Source organism: Candidatus Berkiella aquae (assembly GCF_001431295.2).
In the GTDB taxonomy this organism is placed as follows: Bacteria; Pseudomonadota; Gammaproteobacteria; order Berkiellales; family Berkiellaceae; genus Berkiella; species Berkiella aquae.
On the sequence record NZ_LKAJ02000001.1, the window covers coordinates 1,175,430 to 1,199,397 of the forward strand.

At 40.7% G+C, this 23,968-nt stretch carries 15 protein-coding genes; 8 read left to right on the forward strand and 7 right to left on the reverse strand.

Annotated features, from left to right (window positions below; genetic code table 11):
* Positions 1-49 precede the first annotated feature (49 nt).
* From trpA to trpD, 4 genes are read right to left on the reverse strand one after another with little or no spacing between them, the layout of a single operon-like run.
* On the reverse strand, positions 50-844 hold the full coding sequence (trpA, locus tag HT99x_RS05505) for a tryptophan synthase subunit alpha (RefSeq protein ID WP_075066111.1): 795 nt from the start codon (positions 842-844) through the stop codon (positions 50-52).
* Positions 844-2,007, reverse strand: coding sequence for a tryptophan synthase subunit beta (gene trpB, locus HT99x_RS05510; protein ID WP_075066112.1), 1,164 nt, complete (start codon positions 2,005-2,007; stop codon positions 844-846). Before trpB ends, trpA begins: the two co-directional genes overlap by 1 nt.
* A complete protein-coding gene (gene trpCF / locus HT99x_RS05515) occupies positions 2,007-3,374 on the reverse strand; it encodes a bifunctional indole-3-glycerol-phosphate synthase TrpC/phosphoribosylanthranilate isomerase TrpF (RefSeq protein WP_075066113.1) in 1,368 nt (455 codons plus the stop codon). The genes trpB and trpCF overlap by 1 nt, the downstream gene beginning before the upstream one ends.
* Complete coding sequence (gene trpD, locus HT99x_RS05520) at positions 3,364-4,386, reverse strand: anthranilate phosphoribosyltransferase (RefSeq protein ID WP_075066114.1); 1,023 nt, start codon at positions 4,384-4,386, stop codon at positions 3,364-3,366. The genes trpCF and trpD overlap by 11 nt, the downstream gene beginning before the upstream one ends.
* 374 nt (positions 4,387-4,760) lie before the next feature.
* On the opposite strand from trpD, the gene HT99x_RS05525 reads away from it, so the two are divergent.
* Together HT99x_RS05525 and HT99x_RS05530 are read left to right on the forward strand one after the other, a co-directional pair.
* Positions 4,761-5,372, forward strand: a complete 612-nt coding sequence (locus tag HT99x_RS05525) for a hypothetical protein (protein ID WP_075066115.1) — start codon at positions 4,761-4,763, stop codon at positions 5,370-5,372.
* A 237-nt stretch (positions 5,373-5,609) separates the two neighbouring features.
* Entirely contained in the window at positions 5,610-7,292 is a 1,683-nt protein-coding gene (locus tag HT99x_RS05530; RefSeq protein WP_075066116.1) for a hypothetical protein, read from the forward strand.
* Between the two features lie 409 nt (positions 7,293-7,701).
* On the opposite strand, the gene HT99x_RS05535 is transcribed toward HT99x_RS05530, so the two are convergent.
* On the reverse strand, positions 7,702-8,241 hold the full coding sequence (locus HT99x_RS05535; RefSeq protein ID WP_075066117.1) for a TIGR02281 family clan AA aspartic protease: 540 nt from the start codon (positions 8,239-8,241) through the stop codon (positions 7,702-7,704).
* 70 nt (positions 8,242-8,311) lie between these two features.
* Here HT99x_RS05535 and ampD point away from each other — a divergent pair, with 70 nt between their 5' ends.
* From ampD to lpdA, 4 genes are read left to right on the forward strand one after another with little or no spacing between them, the layout of a single operon-like run.
* Positions 8,312-8,911: a 1,6-anhydro-N-acetylmuramyl-L-alanine amidase AmpD gene (gene ampD / locus HT99x_RS05540; RefSeq protein WP_075066118.1), complete on the forward strand. Its 600-nt coding sequence runs from the start codon at positions 8,312-8,314 to the stop codon at positions 8,909-8,911.
* A gap of 59 nt (positions 8,912-8,970) precedes the next feature.
* Entirely contained in the window at positions 8,971-11,637 is a 2,667-nt protein-coding gene (gene aceE / locus HT99x_RS05545; protein ID WP_075066119.1) for a pyruvate dehydrogenase (acetyl-transferring), homodimeric type, read from the forward strand.
* Between the two features lie 9 nt (positions 11,638-11,646).
* Positions 11,647-13,260 (forward strand): dihydrolipoyllysine-residue acetyltransferase, encoded by a 1,614-nt coding sequence (aceF, locus tag HT99x_RS05550; protein ID WP_075066120.1) that lies wholly within the window; start codon positions 11,647-11,649, stop codon positions 13,258-13,260.
* Between the two features lie 31 nt (positions 13,261-13,291).
* Positions 13,292-14,713: a dihydrolipoyl dehydrogenase gene (gene lpdA / locus HT99x_RS05555; protein WP_075066121.1), complete on the forward strand. Its 1,422-nt coding sequence runs from the start codon at positions 13,292-13,294 to the stop codon at positions 14,711-14,713.
* 40 nt (positions 14,714-14,753) lie between these two features.
* Here lpdA and HT99x_RS05560 read toward each other — a convergent pair whose 3' ends face one another.
* Both HT99x_RS05560 and HT99x_RS05565 read right to left on the reverse strand, forming a co-directional pair.
* The gene (locus HT99x_RS05560) at positions 14,754-18,143 is read right to left on the reverse strand and encodes a hypothetical protein (RefSeq protein WP_075066122.1); all 3,390 of its coding nucleotides are present in this window, start codon (positions 18,141-18,143) and stop codon (positions 14,754-14,756) included.
* Between the two features lie 126 nt (positions 18,144-18,269).
* Positions 18,270-19,196 (reverse strand): VanZ family protein, encoded by a 927-nt coding sequence (locus tag HT99x_RS05565; RefSeq protein ID WP_083482851.1) that lies wholly within the window; start codon positions 19,194-19,196, stop codon positions 18,270-18,272.
* Positions 19,197-19,270: 74 nt separating this feature from the next.
* Between HT99x_RS05565 and putP the strand changes: the two genes are divergently transcribed.
* Positions 19,271-20,746 carry a sodium/proline symporter PutP gene (putP, locus tag HT99x_RS05570; protein WP_075066124.1) on the forward strand — a complete coding sequence of 492 codons (1,476 nt, stop codon included), beginning with the start codon at positions 19,271-19,273 and terminating at the stop codon, positions 20,744-20,746.
* Position 20,747: 1 nt separating this feature from the next.
* On the forward strand, positions 20,748-23,894 hold the full coding sequence (gene putA, locus HT99x_RS05575) for a bifunctional proline dehydrogenase/L-glutamate gamma-semialdehyde dehydrogenase PutA (RefSeq protein ID WP_075066125.1): 3,147 nt from the start codon (positions 20,748-20,750) through the stop codon (positions 23,892-23,894).
* Positions 23,895-23,968: the final 74 nt, after the last annotated feature.

Consider the following 23,968-nt stretch of genomic DNA (forward strand, 5'->3'; position numbering starts at 1 on the left):
TTGGCCGTATCTTATTGTACCTCGCTAGAAGTATCAATCATGTATGCAACTAACCCATAAACAGCGAACGTGTTAAGTCACTAATCGAGCCTGGATTGCGAGTTAACAGTTGCTTTTGGATCGCATCTATTAAGGCAGAGCCAATGATGACTCCTTTGGCACCCGCTTGATAGGCACGGGCAACATCCAGAGCATTTTTAATTCCAAAACCGAAAACGCAAGGAGGTGCGTTGAGAGTGTCTAGTTGCTGAACCTTTTGTTGCGTCATCTCAAATTGACTTTCTCTTTCAACACCAGTGACACCGGGTCTTGTCACAAGATAGGTAAAACCGCTACCGTATTCTGCAACATGCTTGAGAGAAGAGGGGGGGCAAGCAGGTGTTGCCAGCATAATGGCATCAATGGCATGTTGTTTTGCAGATTGTAAATAAGGCATTGCTTCAATAAAGGGCAGATCGGGGATTAAAACACCATCAACTCCAAAGGCTTTAGCTTGTCGATAAAACGTGTCATATTCATAACGAAAAACCAGATTGGCATAAACGAGAATACCGATGGGAAGTGAAGGATGCTTTTCTCTAATGCGGCTTATCAACGTTAAATATTGATGCGTTGTTAAATGGTGTTGACATGCCCTGTTAGCGGCAAGGCTCACAATAGGTCCATCGGCGATAGGATCAGAAAATGGGATCCCAAGCTCTATGGCATCAATGCCACTGGCAATCACTTCATCAATGATACGCAATGAGAGTTCTGGTGTTGGATCACCTAACATTAAAAAAGGGATGTAGGCAGGTCGTTGTTCATTCGCAGCTTTTTTAAAGCATTCTGTAAATCGTGACATTATGATGCTCCCATTAATTTCATCATTTGATCCATATCTTTATCACCGCGCCCAGAGAGATTCACTAGAATAATTTGCTCTTTGGTTGCCGCTTCTGCCAACTTAAGGGCGAAGGCAAGGGCATGTGAGGATTCTAAAGCAGGTAAAATACCTTCTTGTTTGGCAAGTAAATGAAATGCCGCAATTGCTTCTTGATCGGTTGCGCCGACATATTGCGCTCTACCAATCGCTTGTAGATGAGCGTGTTCTGGACCAACCCCTGGATAGTCAAGCCCCGCTGCAATAGAGTGTGTTTTAGCAATGTGGCCAATAGGTGTTTGCAAAAAGAGACTTTTAGTGCCGTGGAAAATCCCGGGTTCTCCACATTGTAAGGTTGCGCCATGGTGCTTTGAGTGTAAACCACTGCCTGCCGCTTCAACACCTATTAGCTCAACCGTGTTATCTGGTACGAAAGCGGTAAACATGCCAATCGCATTGGACCCCCCTCCAACACAAGCAATCACCTTATCAGGTAAACGTCCTATTTTAGAGAGTATTTGAGCACGAGCTTCTTCACCGATAATGCGTTGAAATTCTCTCACTATTAAAGGATAAGGGTGAGGTCCAACGACACTCCCTAATAAATAATGCGTATCTTCATAAGAAGCAGACCAGTCACGCAATGCGGCGCTGACGGCATCTTTAAGGCCACGTTCACCCTCTTCAACGGCAATTACTGTAGCGCCAAATAATTGCATTCTTTTGACATTGGCTTGTTGACGGTCAACATCTTTCGCACCCATGTAAATTTGTGTCTCAAGGCCTAATAAAGCACCTACCATTGCACTTGCAACACCATGCTGTCCTGCACCTGTTTCTGCGATGAGACGTCGCTTATTCAACATTTTAGCGAGTAATCCTTGGGCGAGTACTTGGTTTGTTTTATGTGCGCCACCATGTACTAGATCTTCTCGCTTAAGAAAAATCTTGACTTTTAAACCTTGGGTTAAACGTTGGCATTCATATAAAGGCGTAGGCCTTCCTGCATAGTCTTGTAATAACGTTTGTAGCTGATTGTTGAAAGTGACATTATGTTTTAACTGCTCAAATGCCTTGTATAAGGCATTCAATGCGGGCATCAATATGGGAGGCACATAACAACCACCGAAATCACCATAGTACATTATGTATTCTCCCTTATCATTTGAAAAAGTTGTTTGATTTTAAGATGATCTTTTATCCCAGGGGTTTGTTCAATCGATGAATTAATATCAAGTCCTGCGAGTTTGGTTTGAGTTGCTGCGATAATGTTATGCAGACCGACCCCACCAGCTAATAAGCAATGTTGGCGTAAATGAAAGTGGCGAAGTTTATTCCAATCAAAAGAGCGCCCTGTGCCACCTAATTGCGTTGGTGCCATATTGTCGATAATTAATTTATCAATATGAGGTGGCAAAGTCAGTGGCAAAGGTTGGTGCCCTGAAACAGCAAACCAAATTTGGCAAGATTTTGGTAATAATGGACGAAGCTTTGCAATATAATCAGCTGTTTCTTGTCCATGCAATTGTATCGCATGTAACTTGAGTGTTGTTGCAATATGAATGACATCATGAATGGGTTGTTTTGCAAAGACACCGACATATTGTAAAGGTGCGCCTTTGATGATTTCTTCTGCTTGTGCTAGATTAATTGTTCGAGGTGATGAAGCCGCAAAGATAAGCCCACCCAATATTGCACCGTGTTCATAGCTATATTGGCTATCGATAGAGCTGGTTAAGCCACATATTTTAATTGCACCATATCGCAATTCTCGTAAAGTGATTGCAATATCCTGACTTTTGCTTAATGCGCCTCCAATTAAAAATCCCTTAACATAAGGTTTTAAGCGTGCGATATCCTGGTGGGTATTGAGTCCTGATGCCGCAATCATGATGGTTTCTTTGGGAAACAAAGGGGCAAGTGAAACGACGCGTTCCATATCTAATGTAAGGGTATGAAGGTCGCGATGATTAATCGCAATCACTTTTGCCTTGAGTTTTTTAGCGCGTTGCAACTCTTGTGGGTTAACAACCTCCGTTAAAATACCCATTTTCAACTTTTCAGCAAGCTGTTGGCAAGCAAGATAGGTGGTATCATCGAGTACTGACAACATCAATAAAATGGCATCAGCGCCATATTGACGTGCTAATGCAACTTGATAAGGTGCAACAATGATGTCTTTACATAAAACAGGAACGTTAACGTGTTGACGTACTTGTTGTAAGTGAGTAAAGCTTCCATCAAAATGGCGCTCATTGGTTAATACTGAAATGATATCCGCAAAAGGTTCATAGGTTTTGGCTAATTCAATAATAGGATAATCTTCGCGTAACCGTCCTTCACTTGGAGAACGATGTTTACATTCTAAAATAAATTTCGACCCTGATTTTTGTAGTGCTGCATAGAAATCACGGTCACTGGGGATGACGGCTTTAAGCAATGCAGTTTCAGATTGTTGTTTCATTAAATCCGCAACCAAAGCATGTTGATCTTTGATCATCTCATTGAGCATGACTTACCTCTTTGACTTTTTGCAATAATTGGAAACCGGCATCACTTTCTAGCGCAGCAAGAACCATCTCAACGCCTTGAGCAATGGTTGGAACTTTATCCGCTAAGTAGAGTAATACTCCGGTATTGAGGGCCACCGCACTGCGATAAGCGTTGGTTCCTTTGCCCTGAAGTAAATTGAGAAATTGTGCTTGATTGAAATGAATCTCACCACCTTTTATTGCATCTAGCGGAAAACGTTTTAAACCCGCTTCTTCAGGGGTGAGTGAGAAGCGAGATAATTGTCCTTGGTCTAATAAAATGCCAGTTGTTGTCCCATGGAGTGCGATTTCATCAAGTCCCTCACCATGAACAATTAATGCCTTTTGGAATCCTTGTGCTTGTAAAACCTTGGCAAAACGCTCGCACAGAGAAGGGTGGTAAACCCCAATCAGCAAGATCTCAGGAGAAGTAGGATTTAGCAAAGGTCCGAGTAGATTAAACAGGGTGCGACTTTTTAAATTGTTTCGAACTTTTTTGATCATTTGAGTGGCGGGATGATATAGCGGTGAAAATAAAAAAGTAAATCGATTTTCTTCTAATGAACGCTTTGCTGTTTGGGGCGACATGGCAATATTCATTCCCACGGCTTCTAAGAGATCAGCGGTGCCGCATTTTGATGAGACGGCACGGTTGCCATGTTTGGCAACGGTTAGCCCTAATTGTGCAGCCATGATGGCTGTTGGCGTCGAAATATTGAGGGAATGTTGATTATCACCGCCGGTACCAACACAATCGAGAATGCGATGGTGTTTTTTAAGCTCAGCTAAACAGGGAAAAGGATGTGCACTTTGACGCATTGCACTGAGAGCGCCCAAGATTTCTGTCGTTGACTCCCCTTTGGCTTTCAAGGCAACCAGCAAGGCCGTCATTTCAATCTCAGAGAGTTTACCATTTAGAAAATCCAGAAAGAGTTGAGTTGCTTCTTCTTGGCTTAAACTCGTGCCTTCACAGAGTTGGTCTAATTTATACATGTTAGCTCCTTAAAAAAATGGCAAAAAAAAACCCACCGGTAGGGTGGGCTTTTTTAGAATGGTTAATTCTTTACGCTGGGTGCTGGATAAGAGACGTGCGTAGGTAAGCCCACCCGATTTGCGGGAGCCACCAAGAAGATTGTACGAAATGAGTGGTTAAATGCGTTTTCATTCCTAGAACCTAACAAATTCACTTAGCAAAGGTCAATAGCTTGATATATCATCAGATAAGCGGTCACAGTAAATAGATAGCCCAAAGTCCTCGACAGGACGACTATACTTAACCATGATAGTTCACTAAATTATTTTGGTAAAGGCAGATTTGACGTGACAAATCGACATAAAACTAGCCTAAATGAAGGAATGAGGTGCATATGGATGGTGTAAAGCAACAGATCCAAGGAATTATGCTGATTATGGCACTCACCAGTGCTCCAGCATTCGCTAAAGATCTAACCATTAAACTTGATGTTTTAGAAAAAATCCATGCACAAGAAGCAAGTGGTGATGAACTTTATTTTAGTATCACTGAGTTTCCTGAGAAAAAACCACCACGCCATTATCGCATACCAAGCTATCCAACCCATTGGATGTCTGATTATTTGAAAAATGTTAAAAACATTGCACTATGGCAAAAAAGCTACTCTGAATGTGAAAAAACAGATGTACTTATCTCTTTGGTTGAAGCTGATCTTCCTCCCTGGAATGTGGATGATTTATTAGGGGCGGTTGAATTTAAAGTGACTTGTGAAGATGGCAAAATGCACACCCAATGGTCAATCCCTAATAAAGACAATACAGCGAAAATCATGAATGCGGATAGTGCATTCTCATTCACCGGTGATCGCTCAGAATATCACGCCATTTTTAAGCTAGATGACTCGAAAATTACGATAAAAAACCAAGAAGAAGCGCTCGAGCCGATTAAAGCAAAACCGATGTTGCAGCAACAAGATGTCGGCAAAGTGCCTGTTCTAAACCGCTAATTCCACCGTATTTATCACTCATCCAACTTGCCATGAATGCTGTGGCAAGTTGCCTTTTGCGCAAAGAAATACAGTGGTTTATTTTCTCAGTATTCTTGTTTTTTACCCAGTAAAATAAGCTGTAAACATGTCTAATTTTGTAACAACTTACAGTGTTAACTCTTTGTTTTACTGTCAAAATTTGCCATTTTAATGATTGACACTACACTTAAACAAAAAGTAGGGAGGGGGCTTTTTGTGAGTATTAATTCTAAAAAATTAAAGCGAGATTGCTTTATCGCGGTGGCAATTCCAATTAGTTTATTTGCGGTTTTTCAACTCTATTCTAAAAGTTTGCCAGCATTTGGTTTATTAATGTTAACCACGACTGGTGCAATGATTATTAGTTGGTATCTTTATCGGTTTTTTTCCAATCTTGAAGATATGACATGGCGTGAACAACTAAGCTCTTTATTACAACGTGTCACAACGCCTGTGATTATTATTGATTTGGAACACAAAATTTCATACGTTAATGAAAGCTTTCAGCGATTACCGTTAGCGAAATTATTAAGCGAGTATAACCATTTTCCAGAATTTTTAGCATCGCTTGATTTACAATTAGACTCCTTAGAAAAAGTAAATAAAATTAAACAATTTAAAGAAATTTTTGATGTTTTGAATAGCAAATTAAAAGCACATACCCAATTTGAAGGTATCACTTATGAATGGAATTTTCTACCTTTATTTACGCCAACTAACCATCGTTGGGGGATTGTGATTGAATGTATCTCAAAAGGCCCTAAAGCCCTTGAAGAACTTGAAAACACGGCTATTGTTTTTGAAAATCCGATTATTTATAAAGGATTAGAACAAACCAATCAAGCAAGAATTATTATTGATCCCCATGGCAATATTTTAAATGCAAATACCTCCATGTTAAATTTGTTTTTAGCAACCGATGCTCTAGATAAAAGCAATGCTTGGCAGAGTAAAAACTTTTTTGACTTGATTGAAGAAATTATTCCAGAAGTTATTCAACCTATGCAAAATGCTTTAAATACAATGAAGATATCAACCTTTATTTGTGAGTTTAACGATAAAGTATATGATTGGACGATTAAACCTATCTTTGACAATAATCAATGGATCGGCAATCTGATAGAGGTAGAGTATCCTTCAAAACAAGAATTTAAAATGTTTGAAGAAGCTTGGCAGCGTTCAAGTGACCATAAAGATCCTTATGATAAAGCATACCTTAATGAGCTTTCTACCGTACTTGTTGAGCAATCAGGTGTTATTCGTAATGAAATGATTGCATTATTAATTGAGAAAGAAAGAACTTATGATCCTTTATCAAAAGCTTCTGTTCAAACAGCAATTCAAAGTGCAGAAGAAGCGTTGAATAAAACCATGAATTATGCTGAAACGGTTACGTTGATTTCTCAGCAATTACATGAAAATCAAACGTATATTCAACAATTGCAAAAATTAATGGAAAAATTTAATACATTACCCACTGAAGAAGCGCATAATCATTTTGCAAAATTATCGAATGAAATGATTGATTCATTAAGCAGTGTAAAGCAAGTTTTGTCGGTAGGTAAAAAGCGCTTGGTTGAACTATTAGAAAATTTCGATGACTTAAGACAGAGCTGGCTAGGTGCCATGAGTGAATTAAGAAATGGCTCTTTAGATAAAAATACCAGACAACTTGCCGAGATTCATGCAAGAGCAAGTGAGCAAATGGTTGAGAAATTAAATAGCCTGATGGAAATTGCGGATAATATCAGAGCAGAAATTGATAATCCGCAGCCGACAATGGCAATGACTACGGCTAGTGGTAATCAGCCTTTTAATCAAGTATTGATTGATAGAGACATCAAAAAACATTCAGAATCTGTTTTACTTGAAGATGTTAACGGGGTCTCGCATTCATAGTAATATGCTGCGCAAAAGCTAGGCTTTTGCTTGCAATCAAGGGGGAGAGTGTCAATTCTCCCCCTTAATAATCCCCCATTGATTTATTTTGAAATTCTCGTTGAGAATCTTTTTCTGAATAATATGCTGCGCAAAAGCTAGGCTTTTGCTTGCAATCAAGGGGGAGAGTGTCAATTCTCCCCCTTAATAATCCCCCATTGATTTATTTTGAAATTCTCGTTGAGAATCTTTTTCTGAATAATATGCTGCGCAAAAGCTAGCCTTTTGCTTGCAATCAAAGGGGAGAGTGTCAATCTCCCCCTTAATAATCCCCCATTGATTTATTTTGAAATTCTCGTTGAGAATCTTTTTCTGAATAATATGCTAGCGCAAAAGCTAGGCTTTGCTTGCAATCAAGGGGAATAATTCCTTACCGAGTATTACTGATAAGTGTCAACGTATCGTCCTCTTGAATGAATTTAATGTTTTTGAGGGCGCTCATTCCTAATAATATTTCATCATCATTCATATGCGGGTTAATGCTTGCTTTGACCCTGTGTAAAACAATATGTCCCAACACTAATTCATCGATAATCGTTTGATAGACTTCAACTTCACCCCCCGCTGTTTGGGCGGTGGTTCTCATGCCTTTTTTCAGATTTAATTTTTCAGCCAGGGGACCTGGCACCGTGACATGACTTGCGCCGGTATCAACGAGAAACATTACCTTTTGGTTATTAATTAACCCCTCAACAACATAGTGGTTTAAATAGTTTCTCTGCAAAACGGTTTGCTGGATACCATCGCTTGTAATGATGGTTGCATGGGTATTCATTTGGTATTTTTTATACCACTGATTAAAAAAGAATGTTAATAAAGCTAGTATAATTACCCAAGTAATAATCACCATAAAACGGCCAAGGCCATCGGTACTGGGTGGGGCTGGTTCTGTTGGTTCGGGTGTTGTCATAACTTAGATTATCGGCAATGGGCTCTCAGACATGATAGAGTACTCCTTTCATATTTAAAATCGGAAAATCATGCAGATTGATCGTGAGAATGGATTGTTAGTGGGGGCTAAATATAGTCATTCACCTAATTTTGATGAGCGTCCTTCCGACGGTGGCATTGATTTATTAGTTATTCATGGAATTAGTTTGCCACCCGGTGAATTTGGTTCAGATGATGTCATCGCTTTTTTTGGCAATTCGTTAGACGCGAGTAAACATCCTTATTTTGAAACCATTGCGCAAATGAAAGTCTCCAGCCACTTATTTATTCGTCGCGATGGAGAAATATGGCAGTTTGTGCCTTTTCATCGACGTGCCTGGCATGCGGGTCAATCACAATTTCAATCTCGAGAAAATTGCAATGATTTTGCGATTGGTATTGAGTTAGAAGGAACAGACACACTGGCTTATACTTCACTACAATACCAGCAGTTAGCCTTCGTAACCGTTGCGCTGATGCAAGCCTATTCGGGTATCACGTTAGAGCGAATTGTGGGGCATTCAGAAATTGCGCCACAGCGTAAAACCGATCCAGGGGAGGCTTTTGATTGGGATTTGTATCGCCAACTGGTTAGCAAAAAAATATCAGTCGACCAACAAAGTAGTCAAAGAGCTAACAGCATAACATAGCCATTCGCGGCGACCATGTTATAATTCTTCGTTAATTTGACACCAAGAGGGAAGTTGTAATGCAAAACCCCGCTACTGTGGATCTTGATCCACAAGAAACCCAAGAATGGCTTGAGGCGATGGGTTCTCTTATTCGGCAGGAAGGGCTAGATCGTGCTCGTTTTATGCTCGATCAGTTAACCAGGAAAGCAATTGATGCAGGTTGTCGTTTAGATATGCACCGCACGACAGCTTATACCAACACCATTTCCGTTCAAGAAGAGCCAGCGATGCGAGGCGATGCAGAACTTGAACAGCGGATCCGTGCATTGATTCGTTGGAATGCGATGGCCATGGTTGTTAGAGCCCAGAAAGTGGATAGCACATTGGGTGGACATATTGGTACTTTCGCTTCTTCTGCAACCCTTTATGATGTCGGGTTTAATCATTTTTGGCGAGGACCTGAACATCCTTGTGGTGGCGATTTAATTTATATTCAAGGTCATGCGTCTCCTGGTGTTTATTCACGACTTTTTTTACAAGGCGATTTAACCGAAGACCAGCTTGTTCATTTTCGTCGAGAAGTCGATAAAAAAGGACTTTCTTCATACCCGCATCCTTGGCTAATGCCAAACTTATGGCAGTTCCCAACCGTTTCAATGGGCCTTGGGCCAATGCAGGCCGTCTATCAAGCACGCTTTATGCGTTATCTTGAAAATAGAGGACTTATCCCCAAAACCGATCGTAAAATTTGGTGTTTTTGTGGCGATGGTGAAATGGATGAACCAGAATCCTTAGCAGGATTATCATTGGCCGGCCGTGAAAAACTCGATAATTTAATATTTGTCATCAACTGTAATTTACAACGCCTTGATGGCCCGGTTCGTGGTAACAGCAAAATTATCCAAGAATTAGAAGGCAGTTTCCGAGGTAGCAATTGGAATGTCATCAAATTATTGTGGGGCAGCGGTTGGGATCCCCTCTTTGCTGCAGATAAGCAAGGGATCATGCAACAACGGATGGAAGAAGCCGTTGATGGTGATTATCAAAACTACAAAGCCAAAGGGGGCGCTTATACGCGCGAACATTTCTTTGGTAAATATCCTGAATTAAAAGAAATGGTTGCTCATATGTCTGATGAAGACATTTGGCGACTGAATCGTGGTGGTCATGATCCTAAAAAGGTATTTGCAGCTTATCAAGCAGCAAGTAATCATCAAGGGCAGCCCACGGTTATTTTGGCGAAAACGGTTAAAGGTTATGGGTTGGGTACCGCAGGTGAAGCATTAAATATTGCTCATAACACGAAAAAATTAGGACATGATGAATTATTTGCATTTCGTGATCGTTTTCATATTCCTGTAACCGATGAAATGGTCGAAAACGTTTCATTCTATCGTCCAGCAGAAAATAGCCCTGAAGTGCAATATTTGAAGAAAATGCGCAAAGAAATGGGGGGCAGTTTGCCACAACGTCGCGCAAAAGCTTCTCATGCACCACTTGTGCTTCCTGAACTCAATGCGTTTGATGCGCAATTGCAAAGTACGGGTGAACGGGAAATTTCTACCACCATGGCATTTGTGCGTATTTTAACGACCTTGGTGAAAGATAAAAATATTGGCAAACATGTTGTGCCAATTGTACCTGATGAAGCACGTACTTTTGGTATGGAAGGGTTATTTCGCCAAATTGGTATCTATTCCAGTGAAGGGCAAAAATATAAACCCGTTGATGCTGATCAGGTGATGTATTACAAAGAAGCAATCGATGGACAAATTTTAGAGGAAGGGATCAACGAAGCGGGTTCATTTTGTTCATGGATTGCTGCGGCAACATCTTATAGTACCCACAATCAGACGATGATTCCTTTTTATATTTACTACTCTATGTTTGGGTTTCAACGTATTGGTGATTTTGCCTGGGCAGCAGGCGATAGCCGTGCCAAAGGATTTTTACTCGGTGGGACAGCCGGTCGTACCACATTGAATGGTGAAGGTTTGCAACATCAAGACGGCCATAGCCATCTGTTAGCGGGAACGATTCCTAATTGTGTGACTTATGACCCCACTTATGCTTATGAACTTGCTGTGATCATGCATCATGGTTTAGATCGAATGTATAACAAAAACGAAGATCTGTATTTTTACATTACCCTAATGAATGAAAATTATACGCATCCTGCCATGCCAGAAGGTGCTGAAAAAGGGATCATTCAAGGGATGTATTTATTGCAGAAAGCGCCAAAACCATTAAAACATCATGTCGATTTAATGGGTAGCGGTACCATTTTACGTGAAGTGATAGCAGCACAAGATTTACTGCGAGAATATGATATTAGTGCAGATATTTGGAGTGTGACAAGCTTTAATGAATTGCGTAAAGACGCGCTTTCGGTTGCGAGATGGAATTTATTACATCCTACGCAAAAACCAAAACAAAGCTACGTAGAACAATGTCTAGAAAAGAGCAAAGGGCCGATTATTGCAGCAACCGATTATATGAAGTTGTATGCAGAACAATTGGCGCCATTTATTAAACAACGATTCCTTTGTTTAGGAACCGATGGTTATGGCCGCTCTGATACCCGTGAACGTCTGCGTAGTCACTTTGAAGTCGATCGTTATTACATCGCTTATACAGCCATTAAAGCCCTTGTGGATGAAGGTGCTTTGAAAGCCGATGTTGCTGAAAAGGCGTTGAAACAATGGCAAATTGATCCTGAAAAACGTGATCCAGTGTTGGTATAGGATGAAAACATGAAAGAAGTGACTGTACCTGATATTGGTAACTACGCTGGGGTGGAAATCATAGAGATTGCTGTCAAGCCAGGTAGTGTCGTTAAAAAAGAAGACACCTTAATCACCTTAGAAACGGAAAAAGCGACGATGGATGTGCCATCGCCATTAGAGGGTGTCGTTCGTGAAGTCAAAGTAAAAGTGGGTGATAAGGTATCTCAAGGCTCGTTGATTGTTTTAATTGAAGAAAATGAGCAGCAAGCAGAGGTGCAAGCAACGGTTCAAGAAGAGAAGGTAGCGCCACAACCGGTTGTGCAAGTGGCAACAACCGTCGCGCCTTCCCAACCGAATGCGGCTCCGGCAATCCAAACGCAAACTGTTACCGTGCCAGATACAGGCGGTGCCAATGAAATTACGGTCATTGAAGTTGCCGTAAAAGTTGGGGATGACATTGCGTTTGATAGCACATTGATTACCTTAGAGAGTGAAAAGGCGAGTATGGATATTCCCTCACCTTATGCAGGTGTTGTGGAAAGTGTGCTGGTTAAAGTGGGTGACAAAGTCAGCATGGGCACGCCCATTGTTGTGATGAAGGCACGTATGGAAAATGCGCCTGCCTCACAACCACAAGCAAGTGCAGAAATACCTGCACCAGCGAAAGCACCAGAACTGGCTCCCAGCAAAGCGCCAACGCCAGCACCGGTTGCGGCGGCGGTCACGATGGATGCAAGCCTTGCGCACGCAGGCCCTGCAACCCGTCGTCTGGCGAGGGAATTGGGCGTTGATTTAGGTAAAGTGGCAGGTAGTGGTCATAAAAATCGTATTCTCACGACTGACATTCACACTTATGTTAAAACAGCGTTACAAACCCTACAGCAAGGTGGGGGCGGTGGTGGCCTTGCCATTGAGAAAGCACCTGAAGTGGACTTTTCACAATTTGGTGCTATTGAGGTTAAGCCTTTAAATCGCATCAAAAAATGGACGGCAAAAAATCTGCATCGTAATTGGGTAACGATTCCTCATGTCACACAATTTGATGAAGCAGATATTGGTGAGCTTGAACAATTTCGCCAAGAAAATAAACAAGCAGCTGATGAAATGGGTGTCAAATTAACGCCACTCATTTTTATCATGAAAGCGGTTGTTTCTGGGTTAAAAGCGTTTCCCCAATTTAACGCCTCATTAGCGGCAAATGGTAATGATCTGGTTTATAAGAAATATTTCCATCTTGGCATTGCCGTTGATACACCCAATGGATTGGTCGTCCCTGTTGTTCGTGATATCGATAACAAAGGATTATTTGAGATTGCTAAAGAACTGGGCGAAATCAGTGCAAAAGCGCGTGAAGGTAAATTAAAACCGGCAGAAATGACGGGAAGTTCCATGAGCATTTCAAGTTTAGGGGGTATTGGAGGAACGGCGTTTACACCGATTATTAATGCGCCCGATGTGGCCATATTAGGTGTTTCAAAAGCTCAGATAAAACCCATTTACATGAAAGATGCCTTTGTGCCACGTAAAATGTTGCCACTGTCGCTTTCTTATGACCATCGGGTCATAGACGGCGCAGAAGCGGCGCGCTTTTTAGTGCATGTGGTAGAACAATTACAAGATATTAGAAAATTATTACTCTAAAAATAAAGAGAGAGAGAAGAGAGAGAGAGCGATGTCAAATAATATTCAAGCAAAAGTAGTAGTATTAGGTAGTGGTCCTGGCGGTTATACAGCGGCATTTCGTGCAGCTGATTTACTCGGCGAAGGGGTCGTTTTAGTTGAGCGTTACTCCGTTTTAGGGGGCGTTTGCTTGAATGTAGGTTGCATTCCATCTAAAGCATTATTACACATGGCAGGCATGGTGACAGAAGCACAAGCGATTTCTGCTCATGGGATTGATTTTGGCAAGCCCAATATTGCGCTTGATAAAGTTCGTGAATATAAAGAAAGCGTCGTCAAGCGTTTAACCGGTGGTTTAGCGCAAATGGCCAAAATGCGCAAGGTTCAAGTGGTTGAAGGTTTTGGTAAGTTTACTTCTCCTAATACGTTAGTGGTAGAAGGAAAAAATCCTTGCACGATTAATTTTGAACATGCCATTATTGCGGCAGGTTCACGTCCGATTAAATTACCATTCTTCCCTGAAGATCCTCGTATTATTGATTCAACCGGTGCATTAGAATTATCTGAGATACCTAAACGCATGTTAGTGGTTGGTGGTGGTATCATTGGTATGGAAATGGCAACCGTGTATCAAGCATTAGGCACCCAGATCACGGTTGTTGAATTAACCGACTTTATTTTACCTGGGGTTGATAAAGATATTGCAACACCGCTTTATAAGTTTGTAAAACCAAAATACGAAAATATTCTTCTAAAAACCAAAGTAACGGGTGCAGAGGCCAAGAAAGATGGTATTTGGGTCAGCTTTGAAGGTGAGCAAGCACCTAAATCTCCAGAGCGCTTTGATAAAGTTTTAGTCGCAGTAGGGCGTGTTCCCAATGGCAAAACGATTGATGCTGATAAAGCGGGCGTCAATGTGGATGAACGTGGTTATATTGCGGTTGATAAACAAATGCGCACTAACGTAAACCATATTTTTGCGATTGGTGACATTGTGGGCAACCCCATGTTAGCGCATAAAGCGATGCCTGAAGCGCGCGTTGCTGCTGAAGTAATTGCGGGTAAGAAACACTTCTTCGATCCTAAGTGTATTCCAAGCGTTGCTTACACCGATCCTGAAGTGGCGTGGGTAGGTTTAACCGAAGAGCAAGCCAAAGCGCAAGGCATTGATTACGATAAGGGTGTTTTCCCTTGGTTAGCCAGTGGTCGGGCGTTAGGGATTGGGCGCCCTGAAGGTATCACCAAGATGATTTTCGATAAGAAAACCCATCGAGTACTCGGGGCTGGTATCGTTGGACCACATGCCGGTGATTTGATTAGTGAAGTCAGCTTAGCCATTGAAATGGGCTGTGAAGCGGCAGACATTGCGCTTACTATCCATCCTCATCCTACCTTGTCAGAATCGATTGCGATTGCTACCGAATTATTTGAAGGTACCGCAACTGATATGATGAATAAAAAGAAAGAAAGCTAAAAAAGTGCTGCAGCATGACGATTGAGTGCTGCAGCACTTTTTATTGAGTGCTTGGCCCAGATTTTCTTGCTTCCTTTTTTTCTTCTAAAACGGGTGTTGTCTGCGGCGCTTTTTTAACTAAAATGCTAGAAGAATTTTTTTCTCCCTTATATGAAGGTACATAGGATTGTCTTTTAGGTTGTACATCAGACTTCACTTTAGGTAACTCAGGCGAAATAAACTCTTTTGTTGCTTTAGGCGTTAAAGTAAAGCCATTATTTTGTGCAGCTTGATATTGGGGGGTATTACGAAACTGATAAAGGTTTATTGCGTAAATAAGGGCATTAATGCGGTAGCGAATATCATAATCCTCATGTTTAAGTTCTACATTCAATTTGCCATTATCATAAAAATCAGCGAACATTTTGCTTGATTCAACCCAAAAGTCATAAAATGCTGCTTTTAAAGGATCCCCATCGTTAAATTTACCTGCAGCAAAAAAATCACGACCGACTTCAGATTGATTATTGATGAACTCATACAGTCTGTCATCTAGCGGTGTATTGTCGCGTAGTAAGAAATTTTTCGTTGCATCAACATGTGCATCGTCTTCTTTTGCTTTGATTTGTGTAATATCGTACGAGCTTTTAACATACTCGATTGTTTTATTCAGTTCTTCTATGCAACGTAAAATCATTGCCCTATCTTTTTCGCTACCTGCAAAGGTAGGTCTCGCAATTGCTTCCCTTAACTGTTCAATACGTTGTTGGTAAGTGTTAAGTTGTTCAAGCTTCATTGCACGCTGTTTTTCAAGACCTGTATGGATGCTTGCTGATTTATCAATGGTTTCATCTTTGTAATATAAATTTTGCTCATCATCTGGAGCATTAACATCTACATATATTCTTTTATCTTCAGGTATATTTGCGATTTTTCCTGCTACATCTACATCCCATCCATATAATGCTAATAAGGGTTTAGCAAGTCTTTGTGTTCCCCAGCGTTTGAATCGTTCAAGTCGAGAATCGTCCGAAAACCATCCTTCTAGCATGCCACTTAAAGAATGAAAAGTGCGATCGGCTAAAAATTTTAAATGATAACCTTCTTTTTGCAGTTGTTCATAAGTTAGCACTGAAATCGGTCCGCCACCACAGTAACCATTAATAATCGGTAATTGCTCGTTATCATATTGCTTTCCTTTACTTTCAGCTTCTTTTTTGCGCATTTTGATTGCTGCTTTAACCGCAATTGCGCCATCATGTGCGAGCGTTTCTTGAGATGATGTGACAGCATAGCTACGAGAGCTGGTTAATCTATCTTGTACGACAATGAGATTGCAACCTTTAGCCATAGCATGTTGAAAATGCCGATCATCGAGCTTATAAAAGCACCCTCGACCAGAAAAATGAATGATATCTTTTACTTTTCCTGGATTTTTTGCTTGAGCATGCTTGTTATTAATAACCAGAACATCAAGATGAGCTCCATCATCAGTACGTATCGTTCTTTGTTCTATTTCTAGCCCTGGAAAATTGTCAGATAAAAATGAATTTTCAACAATATTTTCTTTGTTTCTTTTGGCGCGATATTTAAGTTTTTCAGCAAAAGCTAATTCATTTTTTGCCTTGGCGAGTTCTTTTTGCGCAGTTCTTTTTATACCTATTCTACCTAATAGGCTTTTTCTTTCTTTAGCTACAGCGGCTTCAGCTTCTTTTATTTTATTTTTTGCTTGTTTGATTTGCTGTTTAGCTGATTTTATCTCTTTTTTTTCTATTTTCTCTAATCGGTTGCATGCTTTGGGGTTATTATCCATCGCATCAATCACCGCAAAGTAATTTTTATCCCAATATTTATAGCCTGAACTTTGCATCGTACTTGAATCAGCGAGTTGGTTGGCGATAACTTTCTTTATTTTGCCATGTAAGCGAGGTATGCCCAATGATAATACACTATAAAGCGTATTAGTTTTATCAAATCTTTTTTGTCTTCTTTTAAAATCGTTTTTTGATTCAAGACTAATATTATCGGCTTTTTGTTTGACTTCGTCTATTTTGTTGGGATCGGCACCTTCTGCTAACCAATCGTCACCTAATTGATAAAGCGCTTTTTTTGTTTCTTTAACCAGTCTAATTTTATCGTTAATTTCATCGGTGGAGCCCACATACTTTAATTTATTAAGTCCAGTCGCACTTCTTGCCATATACAAAAATGACAAATGTGCTTCTAGCTCTCGAACTCTATCATTAATAGCAAAGGTGATTTCATTTTTTTGCGCAGTTTGCTTAGAAAAAGATTGAAGCTTGCTAATCGCGTAGCTGTCACCGCGCAAGGCTGCATGTCGCAAAAATTTAACCCGTTCAGCTCTGTGCTCTTTTTTATTAATATCTGTAATCTTATTGTCAATGATTTTGTTATGCATCCTCGCTAAATAGCTCATATCAATTGCATCTAAGGTCAATACGTAGTCATTGAGTTGTTTTATTGCTTCTTTATCCTCGCTTAATAAGATACCAAGCCAATTATTCTTATCTTTGAAATAATCGGGATTGAGATTTTTTATGTCAAATATAGCTTTCTCGAGAATTTCTTTCCTATTATCAAGCGCTTTGATTATTTGAATGTCATTGAATAATTGCCAGTCTTTTTCGTCATATAGAGTTACTTTTGTTTGGAAGTAGATTTTGGCTATATTGACCCTGGCATCTTTAATATTTTTAAGCATAGATTCTTTGTCTGATTCAGACAGCTTTTCTGTAACAAACGGTTGCTCAGAAGAAGACAGAGTCAAGAATTCTTGTAAATCTTCATTAAATTTTTGAATTTCATTTTCAGATTTTTTTGAGATTTTTTTTGCAAACCGTGTTGCTGTTTTATTAAAGTCATGTGCCACCCACTCAAAATATTGTAGTTCAACAAAACTACATCCTCTAACATGGTTGTTAACTTGGGAAAGTAATTGGGGATCTCGCGCGTCAGCATAAAAAGCAGCTAAAGCGGAATGGGGTTTATTCAAAGTACCTTTGGGCAGATTAAGCTGGCTGTACCAAGTAAGTGATTCAATAAGAGGGTCTTTGGGGTTGAAATGTTTAGAATTATCAAAATAACTTCCTCTTATTTGATCAACATTTTCTACCAAGAACATTTTTATTTTATCGGGTAAATTCAGAGTTTCATTGAGTTGTGATAAATAATAGAGTTGAAGATATACTTTATCGGGCTCTGTTGAAGAGCCTTTTATAATATCGACGAAAACATTCTCTTCGATGCGATTAATATTTTCTTGAACAAAAACATGCAATGCTTCAGGTGGTGCTTTAAATTTTTTAGGGTGTTGAAGCATCTTGATGTAGAAATGAAATGCTTCAATAGGATTCTGTTCCTCAATATATTGTTCCGTTAACTGCACCCCATCGTCGCGCTTGCGCCTTTTTGTTTTTTTAGATTTGGGCATATGCACGCCACCAAGCTATGTAATATGTATAACTTATACTTAATACAGATACGGTGGGAAGTAAATAATAGAGACAGGAATTTTAAGGTTAACGAGAAAAAATGCTGATTATATAGTCAACTACTTTCAAACTTCGATTTCTTCTTTGTCTGCCAGAGGGATGAATTCCATCACTTTTTGTGCAGCCCACAATAAGCAAATGGAGCCGTAACAACCAACCAACATCTCGATAGTAAGATAACGGCCAATAATGGCTATCTTAGCTAGAAACATGAGTGTGATGAAACCTAACATGGCAGGAAAGCTATGGGTGGGCTTTAAAAATAGCTTGGCAGAGAAAAATAACATGGTTCCTTGTAAGGCATATAAAAAGAATCGATCGATGAAAAAGGGAACATCCCCTTTAAAAAATTGAAAAACAGGTGACACCCCTTCCCATAATTGATGCGGGTGTAATGTTGGGATGCAAGGATAAATTTGATAAAAAGCAAAACCGAGCCAGGTTAACATCCCAATAAATGGCCATATGTTTTGTTTACTGCCAAAATGCTCGATGCTGTTGGTGATTTGGCGCAGCAGAAAAGGGTAAAAACGTAAGAACCAGTGCGCCATACTGGCACCCAAAAAACCGCTAATGACGTTCAATGCTAGATCGAGCAAAGAAGGGATCCGTACGGGGTTGAATGTTTGCAGCAATTCAACAGATAAGCTAATGCAAAACGAAGCTATCGTTGGTAACCACAAAGCGGTTCTGCTTGATGTTTGCTTAAGCAATAGATGGCAAGCAAAAAATAACCCAAAGGGTAAAAAGAGCAATAAATTTTGTACGATATCAAATAGGAATATATGCTCCAGCCAATCGAAGAATAAAATAGTGAGTGTTGGCCTGGCAGGAATGCGCCAATCATGAAAAGGGTATAAAGCGCCGTAAAATATAAAAGCGGTAAACAGACACAATAAAACGGCCACAGAAGCCTTAAGCTGTGTATCCTTCGCAGAATCCGTAAAAGAATGCTTACCCATTTCGGCTTTGTTCATGACGGACGGTTTCATCTTTCCTATGGAGTATATAGGCGGGTATAATGCCAGTTATTATTACAAATGCAACAAAAACGTGATGTTATGATATGAATACAACAACAATTATAGCCTTTACTAGCTATCTCTTTCTCGTCGTTATGGTCGCAGTCGTTGCATATCGCATCACTCGTAATCTTTCTGACTTTGTTTTAGGGGGGCGTCAGCTAGGAGGCCCCGTTGCTGCACTAAGCGCAGGCGCTTCTGATATGAGTGCTTGGCTACTTCTAGGGCTACCGGGGGCGGTTTTTGTTTTTGGCTTAAATCAAATTTGGTTACCCATTGGGTTAACCCTTGGAGCTTTCGTCAGCTGGCGTTTCATCGCAAAGCCATTACGGGTTTTCTCAGAACTGGCTAATGACTCTTTAACGGTTCCTGCCTTCTTAGATAATCGCTTTTTTGATCAATCGGGTATTATTCGGGTATCACTAGCCTTAGTTACTTTATTCTTCTTTGCCTTTTATACCGCCTCTGGCTTAGTGGGCGGGGCAATGCTCTTAGAGCGATTTAATCTTACGTTCGATCAAGCCCTATTACTGGGGACAACGATCATTGTTGCTTATACCTTTGTGGGTGGCTTTTTAGCAGTGAGTTGGACTGATTTTTTCCAGGGCACTTTAATGTTTATTTGCTTATTAGTTGTTCCCTTTGTGGCCACTCATGAATTTGGTGGCTGGGACAAAATGGTAAGTACTATTGCTCAGTATGGCGAGCATCGTTTAAATCCCTTTACCGATTTTGATGGCAAGTTATTATTAAACTTAATGGCTTGGGGGTTAGGTTACTTGGGCACCCCGCATATCCTGGTACGTTTTATGGCGGTGAAAACAACCCGTGATATTCCGATAGCAAGACGAATTTGTTTGTCGTGGATGAGTTTATCCATGGTGGGAGCGGTTCTCACCGGCTTTGTGGGAATTGCCTATTTTTCAGAAAAAACCAATATTGATCCAGAATCTATCTTTATTCTCTTTTCTCACCAGCTATTTTCACCTTGGCTAGCCGGTATTTTATTTGCGGCCATTTTATCAACGATTATGTGTGCTATCGATTCACAGATGTTAGCCTCGACCAGTGCCCTGACAGAAGATATCTATCATCGTATGTTTCGCAAAAAAGCGAGCCAAAAAGAATTGATTTGGGTTGGGCGTGTGGGGATTATCGTGATTGCTGCGATTGCGTTACTGATGGCAATGCATCCTGATAGTTCGGTCATTAAACTGGTTGCTTTTGCCTGGGCAGGGTTGAGTGCCTCGTTTGGTCCTTCCGTCGTTGGGGCTTTGTTTTGGCGGCGAATGACGCGCAAGGGGGCTATTTGTGGTATTTTGCTTGGCGCTGTCACCGTGATCGTTTGGAAAATTATCCCCATCAAAACGGGGATCTTTAGTTTATATGAAATTATTCCAGGATTTGTGCTGGGTACCTTGGGCGTGGTTATTGGCAGTTTGTTAGACAAAGCACCAGACACCACTATCACAGAGCAATTTGATAAAGCTTGGCAATTAATTAAAAACACAGGTAATTAAGATGTTAGTCGTTAATAAAGAGATGCAAGCCATCGATAAACGTTATCGAATGGATGAAACCGAATGTGTAGCAGAAATTTTAAAAGAAGCAGTGCTTGATCCCACGCTTTTTCAAGCAGTTGACACCAAAGCACGTCAACTGGTCGAAACCGTTAGGCAGAAACGGTTATCACAAAGTGGTATTGATGCTTTTATGTTTCAGTACGATCTTTCCAGTGAGGAAGGCATTGCACTGATGTGCTTAGCCGAAGCTTTATTACGCATTCCCGATAAAGAGACCGTAGATAGCTTAATCCGAGATAAATTAGCACAGGGAAATTGGCAATCGCACGCAGGAAAAAGTCATTCCTTATTTGTTAATGCGGCAACTTGGGCGTTAATGCTGACAGGCAAAATCATCGATGTACCTTCGAGATTTTCCCGCCAAACTCATGAAAATAGCTTAACACAGGTCTTAAAACGTTTAGCAAGCAAAGGGGGAGAACCCATTGTTCGTCAAGCGATTAACCAAGCGATGAAAATTCTGGGGCGCCAATTTGTCATGGGGCGCACCATTAAGGGTGCCTTAAAACGCGCCAAACGCAAAGAAGAAAAAGGCTATCGATATTCCTTTGATATGTTGGGTGAAGCAGCTTATACCCAAGCCGATGCTGAAAAATACTTTGCAGCTTATCAAAAAGCGATAAGCGCCGTCGCAGAAGCAAGTAATGGCCGCGGCCCGATTCAAGGCCCTGGTATTTCTGTCAAATTATCTGCTTTACATCCACGCTATGTGATTGCCAAACGCGAACGTTTACATGCCGAGCTGTTACCTAAATTAAAAGAGCTGGTATTACAAGCAAAAGCGGCCAATATTGGCTTAACGATTGATGCAGAAGAAGCACATACGTTAATGATTTCGTTAGAGTTGATTGGGGAAGTGATTGATAGTGGCATTCTGGGTGAATGGCAAGGTTTTGGATTGGCGGTTCAGGCTTATCAAAAACGAGCGCCTGCGGTATTAGATTGGCTCATTATCAAAGCACGCAAGGCAAAAGCGCATTTAATGGTACGTTTAGTAAAAGGGGCGTACTGGGATACCGAAATCAAATTAGCGCAAACCCAAGGGTTAAGTGGTTACCCTGTTTTCACTCGTAAAGTCGCAACCGATGTTAACTATATTGTTTGTGCGAAACGCATGCTCGCCGCTGCTGATGTAATTTATCCACAGTTTGCTACACACAATGCTTTATCACTTTCGATTGTTTATGAATTAGCGAAACAGCAAGGCGTTGCTGATTACGAGTTTCAATGTTTGCATGGTATGGGTGATGCCCTTTACGATGAAATCGTCATGAATAAAGAAAATCCCAAACCATGTCGCGTCTATGCGCCGGTTGGAACGCATGAAGAATTATTAGCTTATCTTGTGCGTCGTTTATTAGAAAATGGCGCTAATAGCTCTTTTGTTAACCGCATTGTCGATGAAAAATTACCCATTGATGAGATGGTTGTTAATCCGGTCGATAAATTAGCGGCATTAGCAAGCAAGCCGCACCCTGGTATTCCTTTACCTAAAGATTTATTTCAACCTAACCGTGCCAATTCTAATGGTTTAGATTTAAATCGAGAATCAGCTTTTTTACCGGTAATTGAGAAAATTGCACAGAATCGAGGCAAAGTCTATCAAGCCAAACCGACGACAATGGCACCCGGTAATCATCGAAATCTGAATGAAAGATCTTCGCCGATAGAACGAACGCATCATTTAGGGACGGTTGTATTAGCTAACCCCGCGGATATTGAAGAAACGCTCCAAAGTGCTAGTCGAGCATTGATGCAGTGGCAGTTTATTGATGCACAAACGCGCGCTAGTTATTTAGAAACGATGGCTAATCTATTAGAAGAACATGCTATCGAATTTTATAGTTTACTGACGTTTGAAGGTGGTAAAACGCTGGATGATGCGGTGAGCGAAGTTCGAGAAGCCATTGATTTTTGCCACTATTATGCCTTGCAAGCCAAATGTCATTTTCAAACACCGCAAACCCTGGTTGGTCCAACTGGTGAAGTGAATCAGCTGAGTTTACATGGTCGAGGTATTATTGCTTGTATTAGTCCATGGAACTTTCCCTTAGCCATTTTCTTAGGCCAGGTGAGTGCCGCTTTAGCTGCGGGTAATTGCGTGATTGCTAAACCTGCAAGTCAAACCGTTTTTATTGCTTCTCGTGCAATTGAATTATTACATCAAGCAGGTATCCCTAAAGGCGTTGTGCAATTGCTTCCGGGCAGTGGCGCTTTAGTCGGTAATGCCTTAATTAATGATGCACGAATTGCAGGGGTTGTGTTTACTGGCTCAACTGAAACCGCTCGAAATATCAATCAGCAATTAGCGGCGCGCAATGGTGTTATTGTGCCCTTTATTGCTGAAACAGGCGGGCAAAACGCCATGATAGTGGATTCAAGTGCTTTATGCGAACAAGTAACTCAAGATGTGATCACTTCTGCTTTTCGTAGCGCAGGCCAACGTTGTTCTGCATTGCGAGTTTTATTTGTCCAAGAAGAAATTGCAGATAAATTGTTAACTATGATTCAAGGTGCCATGGCGGAATTAGCGATTGGTAACCCTGGCGTATTGGCAACAGATGTTGGACCTGTGATTGATGAATCAGCACAAAAACAACTTTTGGCGCATAGTCTCAAAATGAAAGATCAAGCAAAATTACTGTTTGAAGTGCCCTTAAGTGAAGAATGTCAGAAAGGAACTTTTGTTGCGCCAAGATTATTTGAAATTTCCAGTCTTGATAAATTAACAGAAGAAGTCTTTGGGCCTATTTTGCATGTTGTGCGTTATCAACGTCATGAATTAGATGAGGTGATTGCACAAATCAATCGCACAGGCTTTGGTCTTACGATGGGGATCCATAGTCGCATCAATGAAACGATTGATTACATTCGAGATCGGGTACGAGTCGGTAATTTATATGTTAATCGTAATATGATTGGCGCAGTCGTTGGTGTGCAACCTTTTGGTGGTGAAGGGTTATCTGGCACCGGTCCCAAAGCGGGTGGTCCACATTATTTGCAACGCTTAGCAACAGAAAGAACCGTCTCTATCAATACAACAGCATCGGGTGGCAATGCAACGCTTATGTCCTTAACAGAGTAATTGCTATCTTATTTTTCGCACCAGCTTATGGCTGGTGCCATCTTCAATTCATCATTGCGTTATAGGTCAGCATC

What these genes read in the sequence shown, in the direction of transcription:
- trpA (WP_075066111.1), bottom strand. Translation starts at nt 844, where the DNA reads ATGTCACGATTTACAGAATGCTTTAAAAAAGCTGCGAATGAACAACGA.
- trpB (WP_075066112.1), bottom strand. Translation starts at nt 2,007, where the DNA reads ATGTACTATGGTGATTTCGGTGGTTGTTATGTGCCTCCCATATTGATG.
- trpCF (WP_075066113.1), bottom strand. Translation starts at nt 3,374, where the DNA reads ATGCTCAATGAGATGATCAAAGATCAACATGCTTTGGTTGCGGATTTA.
- trpD (WP_075066114.1), bottom strand. Translation starts at nt 4,386, where the DNA reads ATGTATAAATTAGACCAACTCTGTGAAGGCACGAGTTTAAGCCAAGAA.
- HT99x_RS05525 (WP_075066115.1), top strand. Translation starts at nt 4,761, where the DNA reads ATGGATGGTGTAAAGCAACAGATCCAAGGAATTATGCTGATTATGGCA.
- HT99x_RS05535 (WP_075066117.1), bottom strand. Translation starts at nt 8,241, where the DNA reads ATGACAACACCCGAACCAACAGAACCAGCCCCACCCAGTACCGATGGC.
- ampD (WP_075066118.1), top strand. Translation starts at nt 8,312, where the DNA reads ATGCAGATTGATCGTGAGAATGGATTGTTAGTGGGGGCTAAATATAGT.
- aceE (WP_075066119.1), top strand. Translation starts at nt 8,971, where the DNA reads ATGCAAAACCCCGCTACTGTGGATCTTGATCCACAAGAAACCCAAGAA.
- aceF (WP_075066120.1), top strand. Translation starts at nt 11,647, where the DNA reads ATGAAAGAAGTGACTGTACCTGATATTGGTAACTACGCTGGGGTGGAA.
- lpdA (WP_075066121.1), top strand. Translation starts at nt 13,292, where the DNA reads ATGTCAAATAATATTCAAGCAAAAGTAGTAGTATTAGGTAGTGGTCCT.
- HT99x_RS05560 (WP_075066122.1), bottom strand. Translation starts at nt 18,143, where the DNA reads ATGCCCAAATCTAAAAAAACAAAAAGGCGCAAGCGCGACGATGGGGTG.
- HT99x_RS05565 (WP_083482851.1), bottom strand. Translation starts at nt 19,196, where the DNA reads ATGAAACCGTCCGTCATGAACAAAGCCGAAATGGGTAAGCATTCTTTT.
- putP (WP_075066124.1), top strand. Translation starts at nt 19,271, where the DNA reads ATGAATACAACAACAATTATAGCCTTTACTAGCTATCTCTTTCTCGTC.
- putA (WP_075066125.1), top strand. Translation starts at nt 20,748, where the DNA reads ATGTTAGTCGTTAATAAAGAGATGCAAGCCATCGATAAACGTTATCGA.